The following is a 15,964-nucleotide window of genomic DNA, read 5'->3' as shown; positions in this document are numbered from 1 at the left end:
AGAAAGCTCACACTCTGCCGTGCATAGTGACCTGGTTAATACCTGGGCCCAGAAAGCGGTGTGCGAGCGCAGCAAACGTCTGCGGATCGCCCGTGGACTCGAAACTCCGCACCGGCGCCGGGTCCTCCTCCGGGTCCGCCAACATATCCGCCTCAGTGAGGATTCGAAGGACGTCCTTGGAGGTCTCCTCTGCCGAGGAGACCAGCGTCACGTTGTCCCCCATCGCCAGCTGAATCACACCGGACAGCAGCGGATAGTGGGTACATCCGAGTACCAAGGTGTCGACGCCATCCGCCTGAAGAGGAGCCAGATACCCCTCCGTCAGTCCCAGGATCTGGCGCCCCGAGGTTATTCCCCGCTCGACGAAGTCCACGAATCGCGGGCAATCCACGGCCGAAACATCTACCCCGGGAACCGCGTCGAACAGGTCCTGATAGGCACGGGAACGTATCGTGGCGCTCGTTCCGATGACCCCCACCTTGCCGTTTCGCGTCGTCGATACGGCGCGGCGCACTGCGGGCAGAATTACCTCGGCGACGGGGACCGGGTATCGTTCGCGAGCATCCCGCAGGAAGGCTGCCGAGGCGGTATTGCAGGCGATCACAATCATTTTGCAGCCGCGTTCGACAAGATCGTCGGCGATGGCTTCCGCGTGCTTGCGTACCTGGGCGATCTTCAGGGGTCCGTAGGGGCCATTCGCGGTATCGCCGATGTAAATCATCGACTCGTGCGGTAGCTGATCCATGATCGCTCGAGCTACGGTCAGCCCGCCGACCCCAGAGTCAAAAACTCCGATTGGAGCGGTACGATCGGGTACCTCGTGGCCTGCACTTTCGGTCATTTTTCGGCGCCTCCTGGCCTCACTTTAATTCTGCCTGCCCCTCTTAAACATCACCGCGGCCCAGATACCGGCGAGTCCGCCAAACAGGTGCATCTGCCAGCTGACGGCCATCTGCGTGGGCAAAACACCCCAAATCAGGCCCGAGTAGGTCGAGGCCAACACGATTCCGAGAAGAATCTGCCACGCTCGCCGGTTCACAAAGCCACGCACGATGAGAAACGCGAGCCAACCGTAAATTAGTCCCGACGCTCCGATGTGCACCGTGTTGATGCCACCGAGCAGCCATGTAAGACCGCCTCCGACAACCGTAACCAGAAGCGTTACCTGCCAGAAGAGGCGTTTAGACGACAGCGCAATCAGCCCGGCAAACAACGCTCCTGGCAGCGAGTTGGCCATCAGGTGCGACAAATTCGCGTGCAACAGAGGCGCAAAGAAGATGCCCCACCACGTGGAGGTGTCCCTCGGCTGGACGCCAAAATTGCGCAGCTCACCGAAGAAAACGTACTGGTCCACGAAGAATACGACCCAAATGAGGACGAGGAAGCCTATCGCGGTACCCAAAGCCGACCCGATTCCGCCATCACGATCGCGAGGCATCAGCTGCCCCGATTGGCGCCGCGAAAGCTGGCCACCCGAGGGCGAGCCCATCGCCCCGTTATACGGCGAGCTTCCCGGGCTGCGGTATCCGGCATTCCGGCTGAAGTAATCGGTCATCGCCGTCACTCACCTTCTTCGCTTAAGTTTTTCGCTCAAGTTCGGCTTATTCTAGTTCGCCCATCGATGCAACGCCGCCACGCCCGGTGGCGCTGGCAACAGCATCGACGATAGCGAATTGCACCGCATCGGCGGTCATCGCGGACAGCAGCGCAACTACCTCTGGGGTCGCTCCCTCGGGCTCAGCCGTGCTTAGCGCGAAGAGGGTGTCGCCGTCCATCGGGGCGTGCGCGGGACGAATCGCCCTGGCCAGCCCGTCATGTCCCGTCATCGCCAGCCGTTTTAGCTGAGGCGCCGACAGCGGCGCGTTTGTGATTACGCAGCCGATTGTTGTGTTTCGCACGCTTGCCGACGTCTGCCCCGCCGAGGCGGGCTCGACCAAAACCTTGCTTCGCCCGACGAATACCTTATCCAGCGACTGAAGCGACTGAGGCGACACTTGGGGCCCCTCCGGTAGCCCGAACAGTCGGCCCTCGGCATCAATGACTGCGCCGAAGGAGTTGACGACCATACCTGCGGCCACCCAGTACTTCCCGTCTGCAGATGTGACTCTAGCCTGGCCGAAACCACCCTTGATTGCACCGGCCATTGCCCCTGTCCCTCCGCCGATGCTGCCCGAGGCCGTGTCCGGGCCGTCGGAAAGCGCGCGATTTAGGGCCTCGCGGCCTAGGTCGGCGGTGGGGACGGTGGGCTCGCCGAGAAGAAGGTCGAAGATGACGGCGCCGGGGACGATTGGCACGATGACGTCGGGGCGGGACGGGGTGACCTCGAATCCCAGGCCGCGCTCGCGGAGCGCGCGCATGACGCCATCAGCGGTGGCCAGGCCAAAGGCAGATCCGCCGGATAGGACGATGGCGTGGGCGCGCTCGACGGTGTTCTCGGGAGCCAGAAGGTCAGTCTCGCGGGTACCGGGACCGCCGCCGCGGACGTCGACGGCGGCAACCGCACCGCTGGGGGCAGCGATCACAGTCACGCCGGTGTCCCCCGCGCTCGCATGCCCCAGCGAAATTCCGTCAATGCCGGACAGAGAGCCCGGGCCAATCTCGAAACAGCTGCCGAAGGGCGTGCTCGAGGCGTGTCGAGGAAGGAGCGATTGGAGGTCGGGATTGAGAGCGTTCGCAGGCTCGGGAAGAGACTCGGTCATACGTCGAGGCTACTCGCCCATGAGCTGATCGAGCAGGGATTCCTGGTTGTAGGAAAGCCACTGGTACATGGCATCAGTCTGTTCAACCTGCTCGAGTGAGCCGTGCAGGCCCTCCATGGAGACATGAAGGTAAATGCGCAGATCGTTGATGCCGGCAACCCATGCGTGAGCATCATTTTCGGTGATCGTTACCTGCCCGGATTCATTGGACTCAATTGCGTCAATGATGGAGCGCAGCGCGTGCAGCTTGTCCGTAACAATGTCCGATTCGTGAAGCTGGCGCATGAGGGCGTTTTCGCCTTCGACGGATTCCTCGCCCGGCTTGGAAAAGTCCGGCAGCAGGCGCGCCATGCGAGGATCTTCGGGCGCCTCGGAGTGCCCCACCGGCATGCCGGTGAGCTCCGCTAGCTCGTCCTTCGGCGCGGTGCGGGCACGCTCCATGAAAGCATCAGCAACGGTGGAGGCGAGATTCAGCAGCAGATCCCGCTCGGCAGGCTCGAAGGTGGTGACATACTTGGCGCCGCCGCCGAGAATCGACTTCTTACGCTTCCATGGACGCATAGCTAAATTCTCCCGCTTATCTTGTCTAGTCCGCCTGCTGCATGGTGGCCCAGAGCCCGGCCTTGTGCAGCTTCTTCACGTCAGCTTCGACCTTGTCGCGTTCGCCTGAGGAAACGATAGCCTTGCCCTCGGTATGGACCGTCATCATTAGCGCGTGGGCCTTCTTGCGGTCCATGCCGAAGAGCATCTGGAACACGTAGGTGACGTAGCTCATGGAATTGACCTGGTCATCCCACACGATGCACTGCCAGGGTCGGTTCGATTCGGTGACGACATCGGCGTCCATCGTGGGCATCGGTGTTGCTGCTGGCATGCTCATACGCCCCAGGATAGTACGTTTCTTCCGTGTAATCCGCCGCCCCGACTAGACTTGGGCGCGTGACTGATACGTACACCTCCACCGCCCTGCTGACCGACAAGTACGAGCTGACCATGCTGCAGGCGTCGCTCGCCGACGGCTCTGCGCACCGCCAGTGCGCCTTCGAGGTATTCGGGCGCAGACTCCCGAACGAGCGTCGCTACGGAGTCGTGGCGGGCACCGCGCGTGTATTGGAGGCCGTACGTAACTTCCGCTTCACCGAAGAGCAGCTGGCGTCGCTCGACTTTTTGGATGAGCACACACTGGACTACCTGCGCAATTACAAGTTCACGGGACAGATTGACGGCTACCGAGAGGGCGAGCTCTACTTTCCCGCCTCGCCGATTCTTGTAGTTCGCGGCACTTTTGCGGAGTGCGTGATTCTGGAGACCGTTATCCTGTCCATCCTCAACTCGGACTCCGCAATTGCCTCCGCAGCGACCCGCATGGTTACGGCCGCCGGCGGGCGCCCGATTATTGAGATGGGCTCGCGCCGCACCAATGAAGAGGCCGCGGTGTCTGCCGCTCGTGCCACCTATCTGGCGGGGTTTAGCGCCACCAGCAACCTGGAGGCCGCGGCTCGTTACAAGATTCCGGCCTCCGGCACCGCCGCGCACGCGTGGACTCTGCTGCACACCAACCCGGACGGCACTCCTAATGAGGCCGCGGCTTTTAAAGCCCAGATCGACACACTCGGCATTGACACCGTGCTCCTGGTGGACACCTACGACATCACAGAGGGTGTCAACACGGCCATCGAGGTCGCAGGCCCCGAGCTGGGCGGCGTCCGCATCGACTCCGGTGACCTGGGTGTCCTCGCCCGCCAGGTCCGCCAGCAGCTCGATTCCCTCGGTGCGCACAACACCAACATCGTGGTCTCCTCCGACCTGGACGAATTCGCCATCGCGGCGCTGCGGGCCGAGCCCGTGGATGTCTACGGTGTTGGCACTTCCGTGGTCACCGGCTCCGGGGCACCGACGGCCGGTCTGGTCTACAAGATGGTGGAGGTCGACGGCGTACCCGTCGCAAAGCGTTCGCGCGATAAGCACAGCCACGGCGGCGCGAAGGCCGCAATTCGCACCTGCCGCCGCTCCGGAACTGCGGTCGAGGAGATTGCCTACCCGCTCGGCAGCGAAAAGCCGGAAGTCGGCAATTTGAAGCACCGCGAGCTGACCGTGCCGCTAATGCGCGACGGAGAGGTGGTCGAGGGTCTGCCCACGCTGGAGGAATCCCGCGCGCACTTGGCGAAGGTCCTGGTCACGCTGCCATGGGAGGGCCTCGCTCTGTCGAAGGACGAGCCGGTCATCTCCGTCCGCTTCCACGGCGTCTAAGGCGGCCTGAAAGTTAGTGTCGGACAAGGTGACGCAGGAAAACGAAGGTCTCGGGACGAGTATCAGCGACGGCGACCACATCGAGGGGCTCTTGGCCGCGGCTGTCAAAGGCCTCGGAGGTGCCACGCGCCCGAATCAGGTCAAGATGGCCCGCGCTGTGGCCAGCGCATTCGATCGGCAGCGTCACCTCGCGGTGCAGGCAGGAACAGGAACGGGCAAGTCACTGGCATACCTGATTCCTGCGATTGTGCAGGCAATGGAGTCGGAGCAATCCGTCATTATTTCCACCGCGACTATTGCTCTGCAGCGCCAGCTCGTCGAACGCGACCTGCCGCGCCTGGTCAAATCCTTAGAGCCACTGCTAAACCGCACGCCTACCTTCGCGATTTTGAAGGGCCGCTCGAATTACCTGTGCCAGAACAAGGTCAATAACGTCGCAGCCGACCCGGAGGATCCGAACGCCGACGGCGAGCCCGCCGCACTCATCGAGCCCGCGCAGCTGAGCCGCACCGCCGCGGATGTGATGAGGCTGCGCGAATGGTCCTCAGAGACCGACACCGGCGACCGCGACAGCCTGGACAAGGGCGTTTCCAACGAGGCCTGGCGGCAGGTATCCGTCACCGCCCGCGAGTGCGTCGGCGCGGTTAGCTGTCCCTTCGGCGAGTCCTGCTTCGCCGAGGCCGCCCGGCGCGAGGCCGCAAACGTCGATATCGTCGTGACCAACCACGCCCTTCTGGCGATTGATGCGCTCTCCGAGGCGATGATCCTCCCCGAGCACGAGTGCGTGGTCGTCGACGAGGCGCACGAACTCGACGCGCGCATCACCTCCGTCGCCACGGACGAGCTCTCGCCTACCGGCATCGCGATGATGGCCCGCCGCGCCAAGAAATTCGGGGCCGCCGAGGAAATCGCCGCCCTTACCGATGCGACGGACATGCTCTCCGAAATCGTCTCCTCGCTTGCCGACGCCCACTCGGGCGCCCTGGAGGAAATCCCCGGGGAATTGGGCATGGCCCTGGCCTCGGTGCGCGATGCTCTGTGGCAGCTGCAGACCGTGTTGGCGAAGACCGGCGGCTCTGGCAGCTCGAGCGGCTCAAATGGCAGCGGCTCCGGGTCGAGCCTGAGCGCCTCCGACGGCCCGGGATCTACGCAGAGCTCCGAGTCGACCGAGCGCCAGACCGTCCGCGCAGCGGTGGAGAACATGCACGACACTGTGGCGAGGATCCTGGAGTTTAACTCCGACGACGTTGTGTGGCTCGGCGAGCGCTCCGCCATCTATGTGGCCCCGCTTTCCGTCGCTGACCTGCTACGCAACAAGCTCTTCGGCGAGTCCACGGTGGTGCTCACCTCGGCGACGCTGGCGCTCGGCGGAAAATTCGACTCGATGGCGGCCGCGTGGGGGCTGCCCTCCGGGGCGTGGGACGGCATGGACGTCGGCACGCCCTTTGATCCCCAGAAATCCGGGATCCTGTATGTCGCGCGGGATTTGCCCAAGCCCGGGCGTGATGGAGCGACTCCGGAGCAGTTCGACATCATGGAGAAGCTGATCCGGGCCGCCGGTGGCCGTACACTGGGGCTATTTTCCTCGCGCCGCGGCGCCGAGGCTGCGGCCGAGGAGATGCGCTCGCGCCTGCCCTTCGACGTACTGTGCCAGGGCGATGATTCCATCGGCGCCCTGGTAGACAAGTTCGCAGCCAGCGAGAACACCTGCCTATTCGGCACCCTGACCCTCTGGCAGGGCGTCGACGTTCCCGGTCCTTCCCTGTCCTGCGTTCTCATCGACCGCATCCCCTTCCCCCGCCCCGACGATCCGCTGCTGTCCGCGCGTGCCGACGCCGCGAAGGCCGCCGGCCGCAACGGTTTCATGGAGGTCTCCGCAACTCACGCCGCCTTGCTGATGGCGCAGGGCGCGGGCCGGCTGCTACGCAGTGTCAACGACCGCGGCGTGGTTGCAGTGCTGGATTCTCGCTTGGCGACGGCCCGGTACGGGTCCTGGATCGCCGCGTCCATGCCGGACTTCTGGCGCACGACTGATTTGAGCGTTGCGACGGGGGCTCTTGAGCGTCTGGTGCAGAAGCGGTTTAAGTCTTAATAATTTTTGGCGCGGCCTATTTCGGAAAACTACCGCGGCAGTTACTTTCCACCACTAATGTGATGCGCAACACAGTTATTTGTGCCGAGGCTGCTAAAGCCTGCGCTTTTTCCATTTTCGACGGAGGGAACCTTAAGCAATGCCGCTGACCAGCAACCTGCCATCACTGGAGATTCCGGACTACTCGCTCTTCGATCTGCTCTTCGGAGAGCTCGACGAGCGTCATGAAAACAAGCTGGCCATCGTAGATTCTGGCTCACAGGCCACCTTCCGGGAACTGAAGTCCGACATCGAGGCCTTCGCCGGGGCGCTGGCTCACCGCGGAATTAAGCAGGGCGATGTCGTGGCCCTGCACTGCCCGAACTCCACAACGTTCGCCGTCGCCCTTCACGGAATCCTGCGCGCAGGAGCGACGTGCACCACGGTCGCATCACTCGCCACAGCGGAGGACGTAGAGAAGCAGATTAAGGCATCGGGCGCGACTATGATGCTGACGACCTCGTCGATTGGCTGGGCCGGAGCCCGCGGTGCGGAAAGCGCGGGGCTTCCGCCCGAGCGCATCATCGGACTAACCGGTCTGCACGGCATGGGCGAGATGCTAGCCGAAGGACACACCGCCCCTGACGTCGATGTCCTGGGCGACGACATCGCCGTCATCCCGTTTTCCTCCGGCACCACTGGAGTACCGAAGGGCGTGCAGTTGACCCACCGCAACCTCATCGCGAATGTACTCCAGGCGGGCGCCGCCACCGAGGAAGCGCTCCGCGAGGACACCCCCGCGGTGACCGTGCTGCCCTTCTTCCATATCTACGGGCTGACCGCTCTGCTCAACCTCTGCCTCTACCGCCGCGCGACGCAGTACACGATGGCGAAATTCGACCTGCTGGACTTCCTCGGTATTATCCAGGAACACCGCGCGAAATTCGCCTTCATCGCTCCGCCAATCGCCGTGGGCCTGGCCAAGCATCCTGCGGTGGACAACTACGACTTGTCCTCCCTGGAGACGATCTTCTCCGGCGCTGCGTCCCTACAGCTAGATCTCGCATCGCAGGTCGAGAAGCGCCTCGACTGCGTGATGGCGCAAGGGTACGGCATGACCGAGTCCTCCCCCGCCGCGCATATCCGCATCGGCCACGACAGCCCCCTGGATTCCATCGGTCGCGCCGTCCCAAACACCGAGTACAAAATAGTCGATGTAGAAACCGAGCAGCTCCTCGAAATCGATCCGCCGCGCGAGGGCCGCTCCGAGCCCGGCGAGCTGTGGATCCGAGGCCCCCAGGTCATGGTCGGCTACCTCAATAACCCCGAAGCCACCGCCGCCACGCTTGTCGACGGCTGGCTACGCACCGGCGATATCGCCGAGCTGGACAGCCACGGCAACGTCTATATCGTCGACCGTTTTAAGGAACTGATTAAGTACAAGGGCTACCAGGTCCCACCAGCGGAGCTGGAGTCGGTTCTCCTCGGCCACCCTGACATCGCCGATGCCGCCTGCAGCGGCGTGATTCGCCAGTCCGACGGTGAGGAAATCCCGAAGGCTTACGTGGTGGTTCAGGAGGGCAAGTCCCTAACCGCCGACGAGGTCATGGAATTTGTTGCCGAGCGCGTGGCCCCTTACAAGAAGGTCCGCGCCGTGGAGTTCATGGATGCCATCCCGAAGTCAGCCACCGGCAAGATCCTGCGCAAAGATCTGAAAGCTATGGAGGCCGCGCGGGGCTAGGACCCTAGCGTCACCGCAACGGTGACCGAGCCTGGCGCGATTTCAGTGAAGCCGGCGTCGCGGACCTCCACCGCCCGCGACTCTGCGTCAGGCCACTGCTCCCTCGGGACTTCCCGCACTCGCAGCGCGTACTCGTTTTGAGCCCATTCCCAGGCCTGCTGCACCGACAGCGTCGCGGCGAAGAGCATCGACCCGTGACCGACCTGGGCCGCGACCTTGCCCACCGACATGTTCAGATCGCGGTCGACCCAAATGGTGGGAGCCATGCCCTCTACCGTCTGCCCCGCATCGGTGGCGACGGAAGATTCGTCGTGAGGCAGATCTGTACCCGAAATTTGTAACTTGGCCACCTCTGGGTAAACCTCGGCTACAGGTGTGGGGACGAGGGCGCGGGCACGGGCTCCGGAAACTTCGGCGGTGACGCCCGGCGCCAGTTGCGCGCGGTCCCAGCCCACATTGCGGGCGCGGCGCGAGAGCTTTCGGATTCGAGCCCCGTACCAGGACACCAGACCTTCTCGGTACGCCGACGTGCCGTCAGCCGCTCGCGGGTCGAGGCAGCAGGCAACCACCGCGATGGCCGATGCCTCCAGCAAGGCCGTGCGCGATGGCTTATCCTTTTTCGCAATCTCGAGGACAATGGGCATGGCCCAAGGCTCGTCCTCGCCAGGGTCTCGATACTCTGGGTGCGGCAGAAGCGAATGCGCGGCTCGGAACCAATCTGGTGCAGTCTTTGGCCCAGTGTTCGGCGCCGAAATCTCACCGCCGTCATTTGGGTTGACCACTACTGGACCACCCACTACTGCTCGAGCGGCACGCGACGGTAAGTGCCGTCCTCCCGATCGGCGATATCGATCTCATCGCGGGAGATGCCCAGCATGAACAGAATCGAATCCATGAACGGGACGTTCACCGACGTATCGGCAATCTCCTTCAGCGCCGGCTTGGCGTTGAACGCAATGCCCAGGCCAGCAACCGAGAGCATGTCGATATCGTTGGCTCCATCGCCGACCGCGACGGTCTGGTGCATGTGGAGCCCCGATTGCTCGGCGAATGCCTTCAGGCTGCGGGCCTTCTCTTGCCTATCGACGACTCCACCGACAACGCGGCCAGTCAGCTTGCCGTCCTCAATCTCCAAGGTATTCGCCTTGTAGAAGTCCAACCCTAGCTCCTTGGCGAGCGGCTCGAGAATCTGGATGAAGCCACCCGAGACCGCGCCGCACTTGTAACCAAGACGCTTGAGAGTACGGATTGTAGTGCGAGCGCCCGGAGTTAACTCGATGGAGTTGCTAACCTCCTCCAGAACACTCACGGGCAAGCCGGCCAGCGCCTTTACGCGCTCGTGCAGGGACTCGGCGAAGTCAAGCTCTCCTCGCATCGCACGCTCGGTGACAGCGGCGACCTCCGCTTCGCGGCCGGCATGTGCGGCGAGCATCTCGATTACCTCGCCGGTGATCAGAGTCGAGTCGACGTCGAAGCAAATTAGTCGCTTGGAACGGCGCTGCAGACCGTCTCGTTCAATTGCGATATCAATGTCCTGGGCCTGAGCCAGCTCGGCCAATGCGGCACGCAGCGGAATGCCGGCGCCCGGCTTCGGGTTAGGGATAGAGACCAACAGCTCCAGGCCCGTGACCGGGTAATCAGCAATACCCCTGATGGTGTCGATATTGGCACCGTAGTCCGCCAGCGTCTGACCGATTCGGGAAATGTCTTCAGCGTTGACCGGGTTGCCGAGAACAACGATTGCATGGGTCGACGCGGAGCTACGCTGCGACGTCGACGCGGAGTCAAACTTGACCGACATGCCGTGTCCCTTGAGGGACTCGACTAGTCCTTCGCGGAGAGTGTCGACCTTATCCTCGGCGACACCGACCAATGCGCCGAGCGAAAGCATCGAGCGAAAAACGGATTGTTCGACATCGAGTACCTGGACGCCATGCGCTGACAAAACGCGGAAGAAGGTTGCGGATACGCCCGGGCGGTCCTTACCGAACGCGGTAATCACAATGGGAACAAGACCGGGAGCGAGAGCTACGGACTCTTCGTGGGAACTAGACGGCTGACTGGTGAGGGCATTTGACTGTTCTTGCACGTTCTAAGTATTGCATGCGCTGAGTTTTTTGCAGACACCACACCAGGCCTTTTGAATCGACCTAGCTCCGTTTGGTCTTGAAGGCCCTCTCTCCCCCGACACCTGACCTTGATGCCCGATCGAAAACCTTTATGCTGCCCCGCCCCCGCCCGCGCCCCCCGCTTCCGCTGGAGCTAAAACTGCAAAACGACCCCCTCCCGGCTTTTCGGCCTTAAGGAGGGGGTCGTAGATTCGCGTAGTTAATTACTCAGAGTGTCAGACTCGCTTTTAGAGCTGGCGACCAACGTGAGCCTCTGCACGCTGGCGTTCGACCATGTGCGGGTAGTGCAGCTCGAACGCCGGGCGCTCGGAGCGGATGCGCGGCAGAGAGGTGAAGTTGTGGCGCGGCGGCGGGCAAGAGGTAGCCCACTCGAGGGAGTTGCCGTAGCCCCACGGATCGTCGACGGTGACGACCTCGCCGTAACGCCAGGACTTGAAGACGTTCCAGATGAACGGAATGACAGACAGACCCAGCAGGAAGGCGCCAACGGTGGAGATCATGTTGAGGGTGGTGAAACCGTCGGTCTCCAGGTAGTCAGCGTAACGACGCGGCATACCCTCGTTACCGAGCCAGTGCTGAACCAGGAAGGTCAGGTTGAAGCCGACGAAGGTCAGCCAGAAGTGAACCTTGCCCAGCTTCTCGTCGAGCATACGACCGGTCATCTTCGGGAACCAGAAGTAAACGCCAGAGTAGGAGGCGAACACCAGGGTGCCGAACAGGGTGTAGTGGAAGTGAGCAACGACGAAGTAGGTGTCAGAGACGTGGAAGTCCAGCGGCGGGGCAGCCAGCATAATGCCGGTCAGACCACCGAACAGGAAGGTGACGATGAAGCCCAGAGCGAAGGTCATCGGGGTTTCGAAAGTCATGTGGCCGCGCCACATGGTGCCCAGCCAGTTGAAGAACTTCACGCCGGTCGGGACCGAAATCAGGAAGGTCATGAACGAGAAGAACGGAAGCAGAACGCCACCGGTAACGAACATGTGGTGTGCCCAGACGGCCATGGACAGGCCAGCGATGGACAGGGTTGCGAAGACCATACCTGCGTAGCCGAACAGCGGCTTACGGGAGAACACCGGGATAACCTCGGTGATGATACCGACGAACGGCAGGAGGAGGACGTAGACCTCCGGGTGACCGAAGAACCAGAACAGGTGCTGCCACAGCATGGCGCCACCGTTGGCCGGGTCGTAGATGTGGCCACCGAGCTTGCGGTCGTAGAGAACGCCCAGAGCGGCGGCAGTCAGGATCGGGAAGATCAGCAGTGCCAGAATCGAGGTAACCAGGATGTTCCAGGTGAAGATCGGCATACGGAACATGGTCAGGCCCGGTGCGCGGAGGCACAGCACGGTGGTAGTCATGTTGATGGCCGAGGCGATGGTACCAACACCACCGACGCCAACGCCGACAATCCACAGGTCCGAGCCAACGCCCGGGGAGTGAATCGGGTCGCTCAGCGGAGAGTACATGGTCCAACCGAAGTCAGCTGCACCGCCCGGGGTGAGGAAGCCCGACAGCATCAGGATGCCACCAATGGTGGTCAGCCAGAAGCCGAAGGAGTTCAGACGCGGGAATGCTACGTCCGGGGCGCCGATCTGCAGCGGAAGGATGTAGTTAGCAAAACCCCAGACGATCGGGGTACCGAACAGAAGCAGCATCACCGTGCCGTGCATGGTGAACATCTGGTTGAACTGCTCGTTAGAAAGGAACTGAAGTCCGGGCTGGAAGAGCTCAGCACGGATAAGCAGGGCCATCAGACCGCCGACAAAGAAGAACGAGAAGGACATGATGATGTACATGATGCCCAGCTTCTTGTGGTCGGTCGTGGTCAGCATATCCCACGCCAAGCTACCCTTACGCCCATGTCCGAACGGCTGCGGCCGTTCCGGCGCAACTACGCCATGATCAGGGCGAGGCGCTACTGCAGTCATTCTTCCTCCTTACTACGCGAAGTAAATCCTGTAATCCCCTACAGGATTTTATAAGTTTTGTCCTTTGAGAATAGTGCAGGCGAACGCGCACGCGCGAGTCCACCTATCGCTATGTGGCAGAGTCTAGCCTGAACCTGGGAAAAAGTTAAGGCCGACTAGCTTTCTTAAATTGTCATTTTCCCCGGTAATCCCAGTTTTTCTTTCCTGAGAATTGTCTTAACCTGCGCTAATGCCCCCTACACTGGGAGCACTCTCATTAGGAGTGCTACCCCCGTGTGTGGCAGTGGTCATTAAGAATTCTCACAGAGAAGAAGTTCTTAGAAATCCCAGTCTTCGTCTTCAGTAACCTCAGCCTTGCCCATGACGTAGGAAGAACCGGAGCCAGAGAAGAAGTCGTGGTTTTCGTCGGCATTTGGAGACAGCGCCGAGAGAATTGCCGGAGACACGCGAGTCTCATCGGCCGGGAACATGCCCTCGTAACCGAGGTTGTTTAGAGCCTTGTTGCCGTTGTATCGCAGGAAGCGCTTGACGTCTTCAGTCCAGCCGAGCTCGTCGTACATCTCTTCGGTGTACTGAATCTCGTTGTCGTAGAGATCGAAGAGCAAGTCGAAAGTGTAATCCTTCAGCTCGTCGCGCTCCGCCTGCGTCAGCTTCTCCAGGTTTCGCTGATACTTGTAACCGATGTAGTAACCGTGAACGGCCTCATCACGAATGATCAGTCGAATAATGTCCGCGGTATTGGTCAGCTTCGCATGGCTGGACCAGTACATCGGGAGGTAGAAGCCGGAGTAGAACAGGAAGGACTCCAGCAGCGTGGAGGCAACCTTCTTCTTCTGCGGGTTCTCGCCCTCGTAGTAATCAATGATGATCTTGGCCTTTTTCTGGAGGTACTCGTTTTCCTCACTCCATCGGAAGGCATCGTTAATCTCCGGTGTGGATGCCAGAGTCTGGAAAATCGACGAGTAGCTCTTCGCGTGCACGGATTCCATGAACGCGATGTTGGTGTAAACGGCTTCCTCGTGCGGAGTCAGCGCATCGCCAATAAGGGAGACGGCGCCGACAGTACCCTGGATCGTGTCGAGCATGGTCAGACCAGTGAACACGCGCATGGTTGTGCGCTGCTCGAGGGCGTTGAGGGTATTCCAGCTCTTAATGTCGTTCGATAGCGGAATCTTCTCCGGCAACCAGAAGTTACCGGTCAGCCGATCCCATACCTCAAGGTCCTTATCGTCCGGAATGGTATTCCAGTCAATCGCCGCAATCGGGCACTCGCGAGCCTCTGGGTGCTTTTCGCGGTGCGCCGGAGTTGAGGGTGGGCAATCGTCGATATTCATGCTGTAGACCTCTCCCATTTCCTTTCCTAGCCGCCCCCTTGCATCCGCCGGACCAGCCACAGCCCCGTCCCTGCCCCGCAACGCCCCTATTCCTTATATATAAGGCATAGGAGATTTCGGAGAGAAAGTAGGCGTTTGGCGCCCAGCGAAAGGACGACTCACAAAATCGGCTCTCTTCGGAGCCATTACCTATGGCAGTTTAGCCCAAATGGCCACACCCAGTTAGCCCAATCCGGCCAGCCCCACTATTACAAGTATCGCCACACAAAAACGCCCAGGCCGCCGACCTAAACTGGCCGACACCTGGGCTCACCCCTCCCCGCTTGCCGACGGCCCCATAGCGGGCGTCCTAAAGCAAGGAGAAGAAAGGGAACGTAGCGGCTTTTCCTAGTTTCGAGCCGCAGCCTTGGAAGTGATAACGCGATCGGAAACCAAGTAAATGGCAAGGCCGATTAGCGCCATGCCAGCGAGGAACCAAAGGTTCGTTGCGGCGACACCCTGCGACTCATTCGAGGCAATCGTCAGGGATGACAGGAAGGTCGGGCGCATATCGACAAGTTTCGCGGTTACTGCGATACCGACAGGCACCGCGATGTTGATAGTCAGGTTGTAGAAGCCGATGGCGACACCGGTCTTCTCCGCGGGGATGCTCTCCAGCGCGGTCGCGACCAGCGGCGCGTACATAAGCGCGAAGCCGGACGGGAACAGAATCATCGAGATGACTACCGTGGCCACGGAAGCTCCGACGAACACCGCGGGAATCAGTAGCGCCACGACGATGATGCAGATTGCGGCGATAATGGCCTGCCGCGAAGATAGGAATTTCGCGATCTTGCCGGAAAGCACGCCCACGATGACTGCGCACAGGTAACCAGGGGCGAGAATGTACGCGGCGCCATCGAGAGAGATTCCATAGAGCTCGTCGACCATGTACGGCAGAACGATTGCGACATATCCCAGCTGGACCATGTAGACCACCAGCACAATCACCAGAGAAGTGACGTAGCGGGCATTGGTGAAGAACGCGGGGCTGACCAGCGCTCCTTCGTGGGACCTGATGTGCCAGACGAAAAGCGCGATTCCCAGAATCGCAACAAGGAGCCACCAGAGCTTGAACTCCTGCATGAACCACATAACCGCAGTTGCGATCACGGCGATAAGGAAAAGGCCGAAAATATCGAGCTTGCCCTTCGTCTGCTGCTCCTCGGGGACCTTCTTAATAAGGGAGGGAACGCTGAGCAGCAGAATCAGCGCGATGAGGAACATCACCGGCCACGAGATGTACGTGGCGACGATACCGGAGGTCAGCGTGCCGATCAGCATGGACCCCTGGAATGCCGCAGTGGAGAATCCGAGGTAGGTCTTTTGATCGTCCTCGCCTAGGTACTTCGTCACGTAGATCACATATAGGGTCTCCGCGGCGGCCAGGCCGGCAGTCTGGATGATGCGGGCGATCAGGACCATGGCCCAGATTCCCTGGAAGAAGAAACCGAGCAGGGAGCCAACCGCAACGAAGGCGACGCCGACCAGCATCAACTTGCGGATGCTGATGCTGTCAGCCAGCGCTGCGTAGACGACCGCACCGATACCGATGAGGATGCCGGCGAGAGTTGCCTGCAGGCTGGCCGTGGAAACGCTAAGGTCCAGCGACTCCGCGATCGGCTTGGTCATAAACTTGAAGCCGTTATCCAGCACGAGGCAGAAGACGAACGAGAACAGTAGGACGGGAACTGCGGCCTTGGGGTTCAATGCCGGAGCTGCGGGATTGTGCGCGACTCCGGTGGAGCTGGTGGAGGTATTACTCATGACGCA

Annotated in this window: 13 protein-coding genes; 3 read left to right on the top strand and 10 right to left on the bottom strand. The window is 61.2% G+C overall.

All coding sequences use genetic code 11. From position 1 onward, the window contains the following. Positions 1-7 precede the first annotated feature (7 nt). Genes murI through clpS form a run of 5 tightly spaced genes read right to left on the bottom strand, consistent with a single transcriptional unit; the run spans position 8 to position 3,579 of the window. The gene (gene murI, locus CLAC_RS03085; protein ID WP_053411641.1) at positions 8-841 is read right to left on the bottom strand and encodes a glutamate racemase; all 834 of its coding nucleotides are present in this window, start codon (positions 839-841) and stop codon (positions 8-10) included. A gap of 24 nt (positions 842-865) precedes the next feature. Next, positions 866-1,555 carry a rhomboid family intramembrane serine protease gene (locus CLAC_RS03080; RefSeq protein ID WP_245621954.1) on the bottom strand — a complete coding sequence of 230 codons (690 nt, stop codon included), beginning with the start codon at positions 1,553-1,555 and terminating at the stop codon, positions 866-868. Positions 1,556-1,601: 46 nt separating this feature from the next. After that, positions 1,602-2,699 carry a P1 family peptidase gene (locus tag CLAC_RS03075; protein ID WP_082313065.1) on the bottom strand — a complete coding sequence of 366 codons (1,098 nt, stop codon included), beginning with the start codon at positions 2,697-2,699 and terminating at the stop codon, positions 1,602-1,604. A 9-nt stretch (positions 2,700-2,708) separates the two neighbouring features. Continuing rightward, positions 2,709-3,260 (bottom strand): DUF2017 domain-containing protein, encoded by a 552-nt coding sequence (locus CLAC_RS03070; RefSeq protein WP_053411640.1) that lies wholly within the window; start codon positions 3,258-3,260, stop codon positions 2,709-2,711. A gap of 25 nt (positions 3,261-3,285) precedes the next feature. Continuing rightward, positions 3,286-3,579, bottom strand: coding sequence for an ATP-dependent Clp protease adapter ClpS (gene clpS, locus CLAC_RS03065; protein WP_053411639.1), 294 nt, complete (start codon positions 3,577-3,579; stop codon positions 3,286-3,288). Positions 3,580-3,638: 59 nt separating this feature from the next. Here clpS and CLAC_RS03060 point away from each other — a divergent pair, with 59 nt between their 5' ends. The 3 genes from CLAC_RS03060 to CLAC_RS03050 all read left to right on the top strand — a co-directional run bounded on the left by CLAC_RS03060 (position 3,639) and on the right by CLAC_RS03050 (position 8,761). After that, the gene (locus CLAC_RS03060) at positions 3,639-4,949 is read left to right on the top strand and encodes a nicotinate phosphoribosyltransferase (RefSeq protein WP_053411638.1); all 1,311 of its coding nucleotides are present in this window, start codon (positions 3,639-3,641) and stop codon (positions 4,947-4,949) included. 61 nt (positions 4,950-5,010) lie between these two features. Further along, a complete protein-coding gene (locus CLAC_RS03055) occupies positions 5,011-7,041 on the top strand; it encodes an ATP-dependent DNA helicase (RefSeq protein WP_245622004.1) in 2,031 nt (676 codons plus the stop codon). Between the two features lie 139 nt (positions 7,042-7,180). Then, entirely contained in the window at positions 7,181-8,761 is a 1,581-nt protein-coding gene (locus CLAC_RS03050) for an AMP-binding protein (RefSeq protein ID WP_053411637.1), read from the top strand. Here CLAC_RS03050 and CLAC_RS03045 read toward each other — a convergent pair. From CLAC_RS03045 to CLAC_RS03025, 5 genes are all read right to left on the bottom strand, one after another. After that, a complete protein-coding gene (locus tag CLAC_RS03045) occupies positions 8,758-9,543 on the bottom strand; it encodes a peptidyl-tRNA hydrolase (protein ID WP_245621953.1) in 786 nt (261 codons plus the stop codon). The two genes, CLAC_RS03050 and CLAC_RS03045, sit on opposite strands and share 4 nt — an antisense overlap. Positions 9,544-9,557: 14 nt before the next feature. Further along, entirely contained in the window at positions 9,558-10,850 is a 1,293-nt protein-coding gene (gene serB / locus CLAC_RS03040; protein WP_053411636.1) for a phosphoserine phosphatase SerB, read from the bottom strand. Between the two features lie 267 nt (positions 10,851-11,117). Further along, entirely contained in the window at positions 11,118-12,818 is a 1,701-nt protein-coding gene (ctaD, locus tag CLAC_RS03035) for an aa3-type cytochrome oxidase subunit I (protein WP_053411635.1), read from the bottom strand. Between the two features lie 317 nt (positions 12,819-13,135). Beyond that, positions 13,136-14,152 (bottom strand): class 1b ribonucleoside-diphosphate reductase subunit beta, encoded by a 1,017-nt coding sequence (nrdF, locus tag CLAC_RS03030; RefSeq protein WP_053413235.1) that lies wholly within the window; start codon positions 14,150-14,152, stop codon positions 13,136-13,138. Positions 14,153-14,539: 387 nt separating this feature from the next. Then, positions 14,540-15,958, bottom strand: coding sequence for an MFS transporter (locus tag CLAC_RS03025; protein WP_053411634.1), 1,419 nt, complete (start codon positions 15,956-15,958; stop codon positions 14,540-14,542). Positions 15,959-15,964 lie beyond the last annotated feature (6 nt).

The sequence above is a fragment of the Corynebacterium lactis RW2-5 genome (genome assembly GCF_001274895.1).
In the GTDB taxonomy this organism is placed as follows: domain Bacteria; phylum Actinomycetota; class Actinomycetes; order Mycobacteriales; family Mycobacteriaceae; genus Corynebacterium; species Corynebacterium lactis.
This window is presented reverse-complemented; position numbering and strand designations above follow the sequence as displayed.

Excerpts from the sequence above, each read along its gene's own strand:
- nrdF (WP_053413235.1), bottom strand. The coding sequence starts at position 14,152 with ATGAATATCGACGATTGCCCACCCTCAACTCCGGCGCACCGCGAAAAG.
- CLAC_RS03025 (WP_053411634.1), bottom strand. The coding sequence starts at position 15,958 with ATGAGTAATACCTCCACCAGCTCCACCGGAGTCGCGCACAATCCCGCA.
- ctaD (WP_053411635.1), bottom strand. The coding sequence starts at position 12,818 with ATGACTGCAGTAGCGCCTCGCCCTGATCATGGCGTAGTTGCGCCGGAA.
- CLAC_RS03080 (WP_245621954.1), bottom strand. The coding sequence starts at position 1,555 with ATGACCGATTACTTCAGCCGGAATGCCGGATACCGCAGCCCGGGAAGC.
- CLAC_RS03050 (WP_053411637.1), top strand. The coding sequence starts at position 7,181 with ATGCCGCTGACCAGCAACCTGCCATCACTGGAGATTCCGGACTACTCG.
- CLAC_RS03075 (WP_082313065.1), bottom strand. The coding sequence starts at position 2,699 with ATGACCGAGTCTCTTCCCGAGCCTGCGAACGCTCTCAATCCCGACCTC.
- clpS (WP_053411639.1), bottom strand. The coding sequence starts at position 3,579 with ATGAGCATGCCAGCAGCAACACCGATGCCCACGATGGACGCCGATGTC.
- murI (WP_053411641.1), bottom strand. The coding sequence starts at position 841 with ATGACCGAAAGTGCAGGCCACGAGGTACCCGATCGTACCGCTCCAATC.
- CLAC_RS03070 (WP_053411640.1), bottom strand. The coding sequence starts at position 3,260 with ATGCGTCCATGGAAGCGTAAGAAGTCGATTCTCGGCGGCGGCGCCAAG.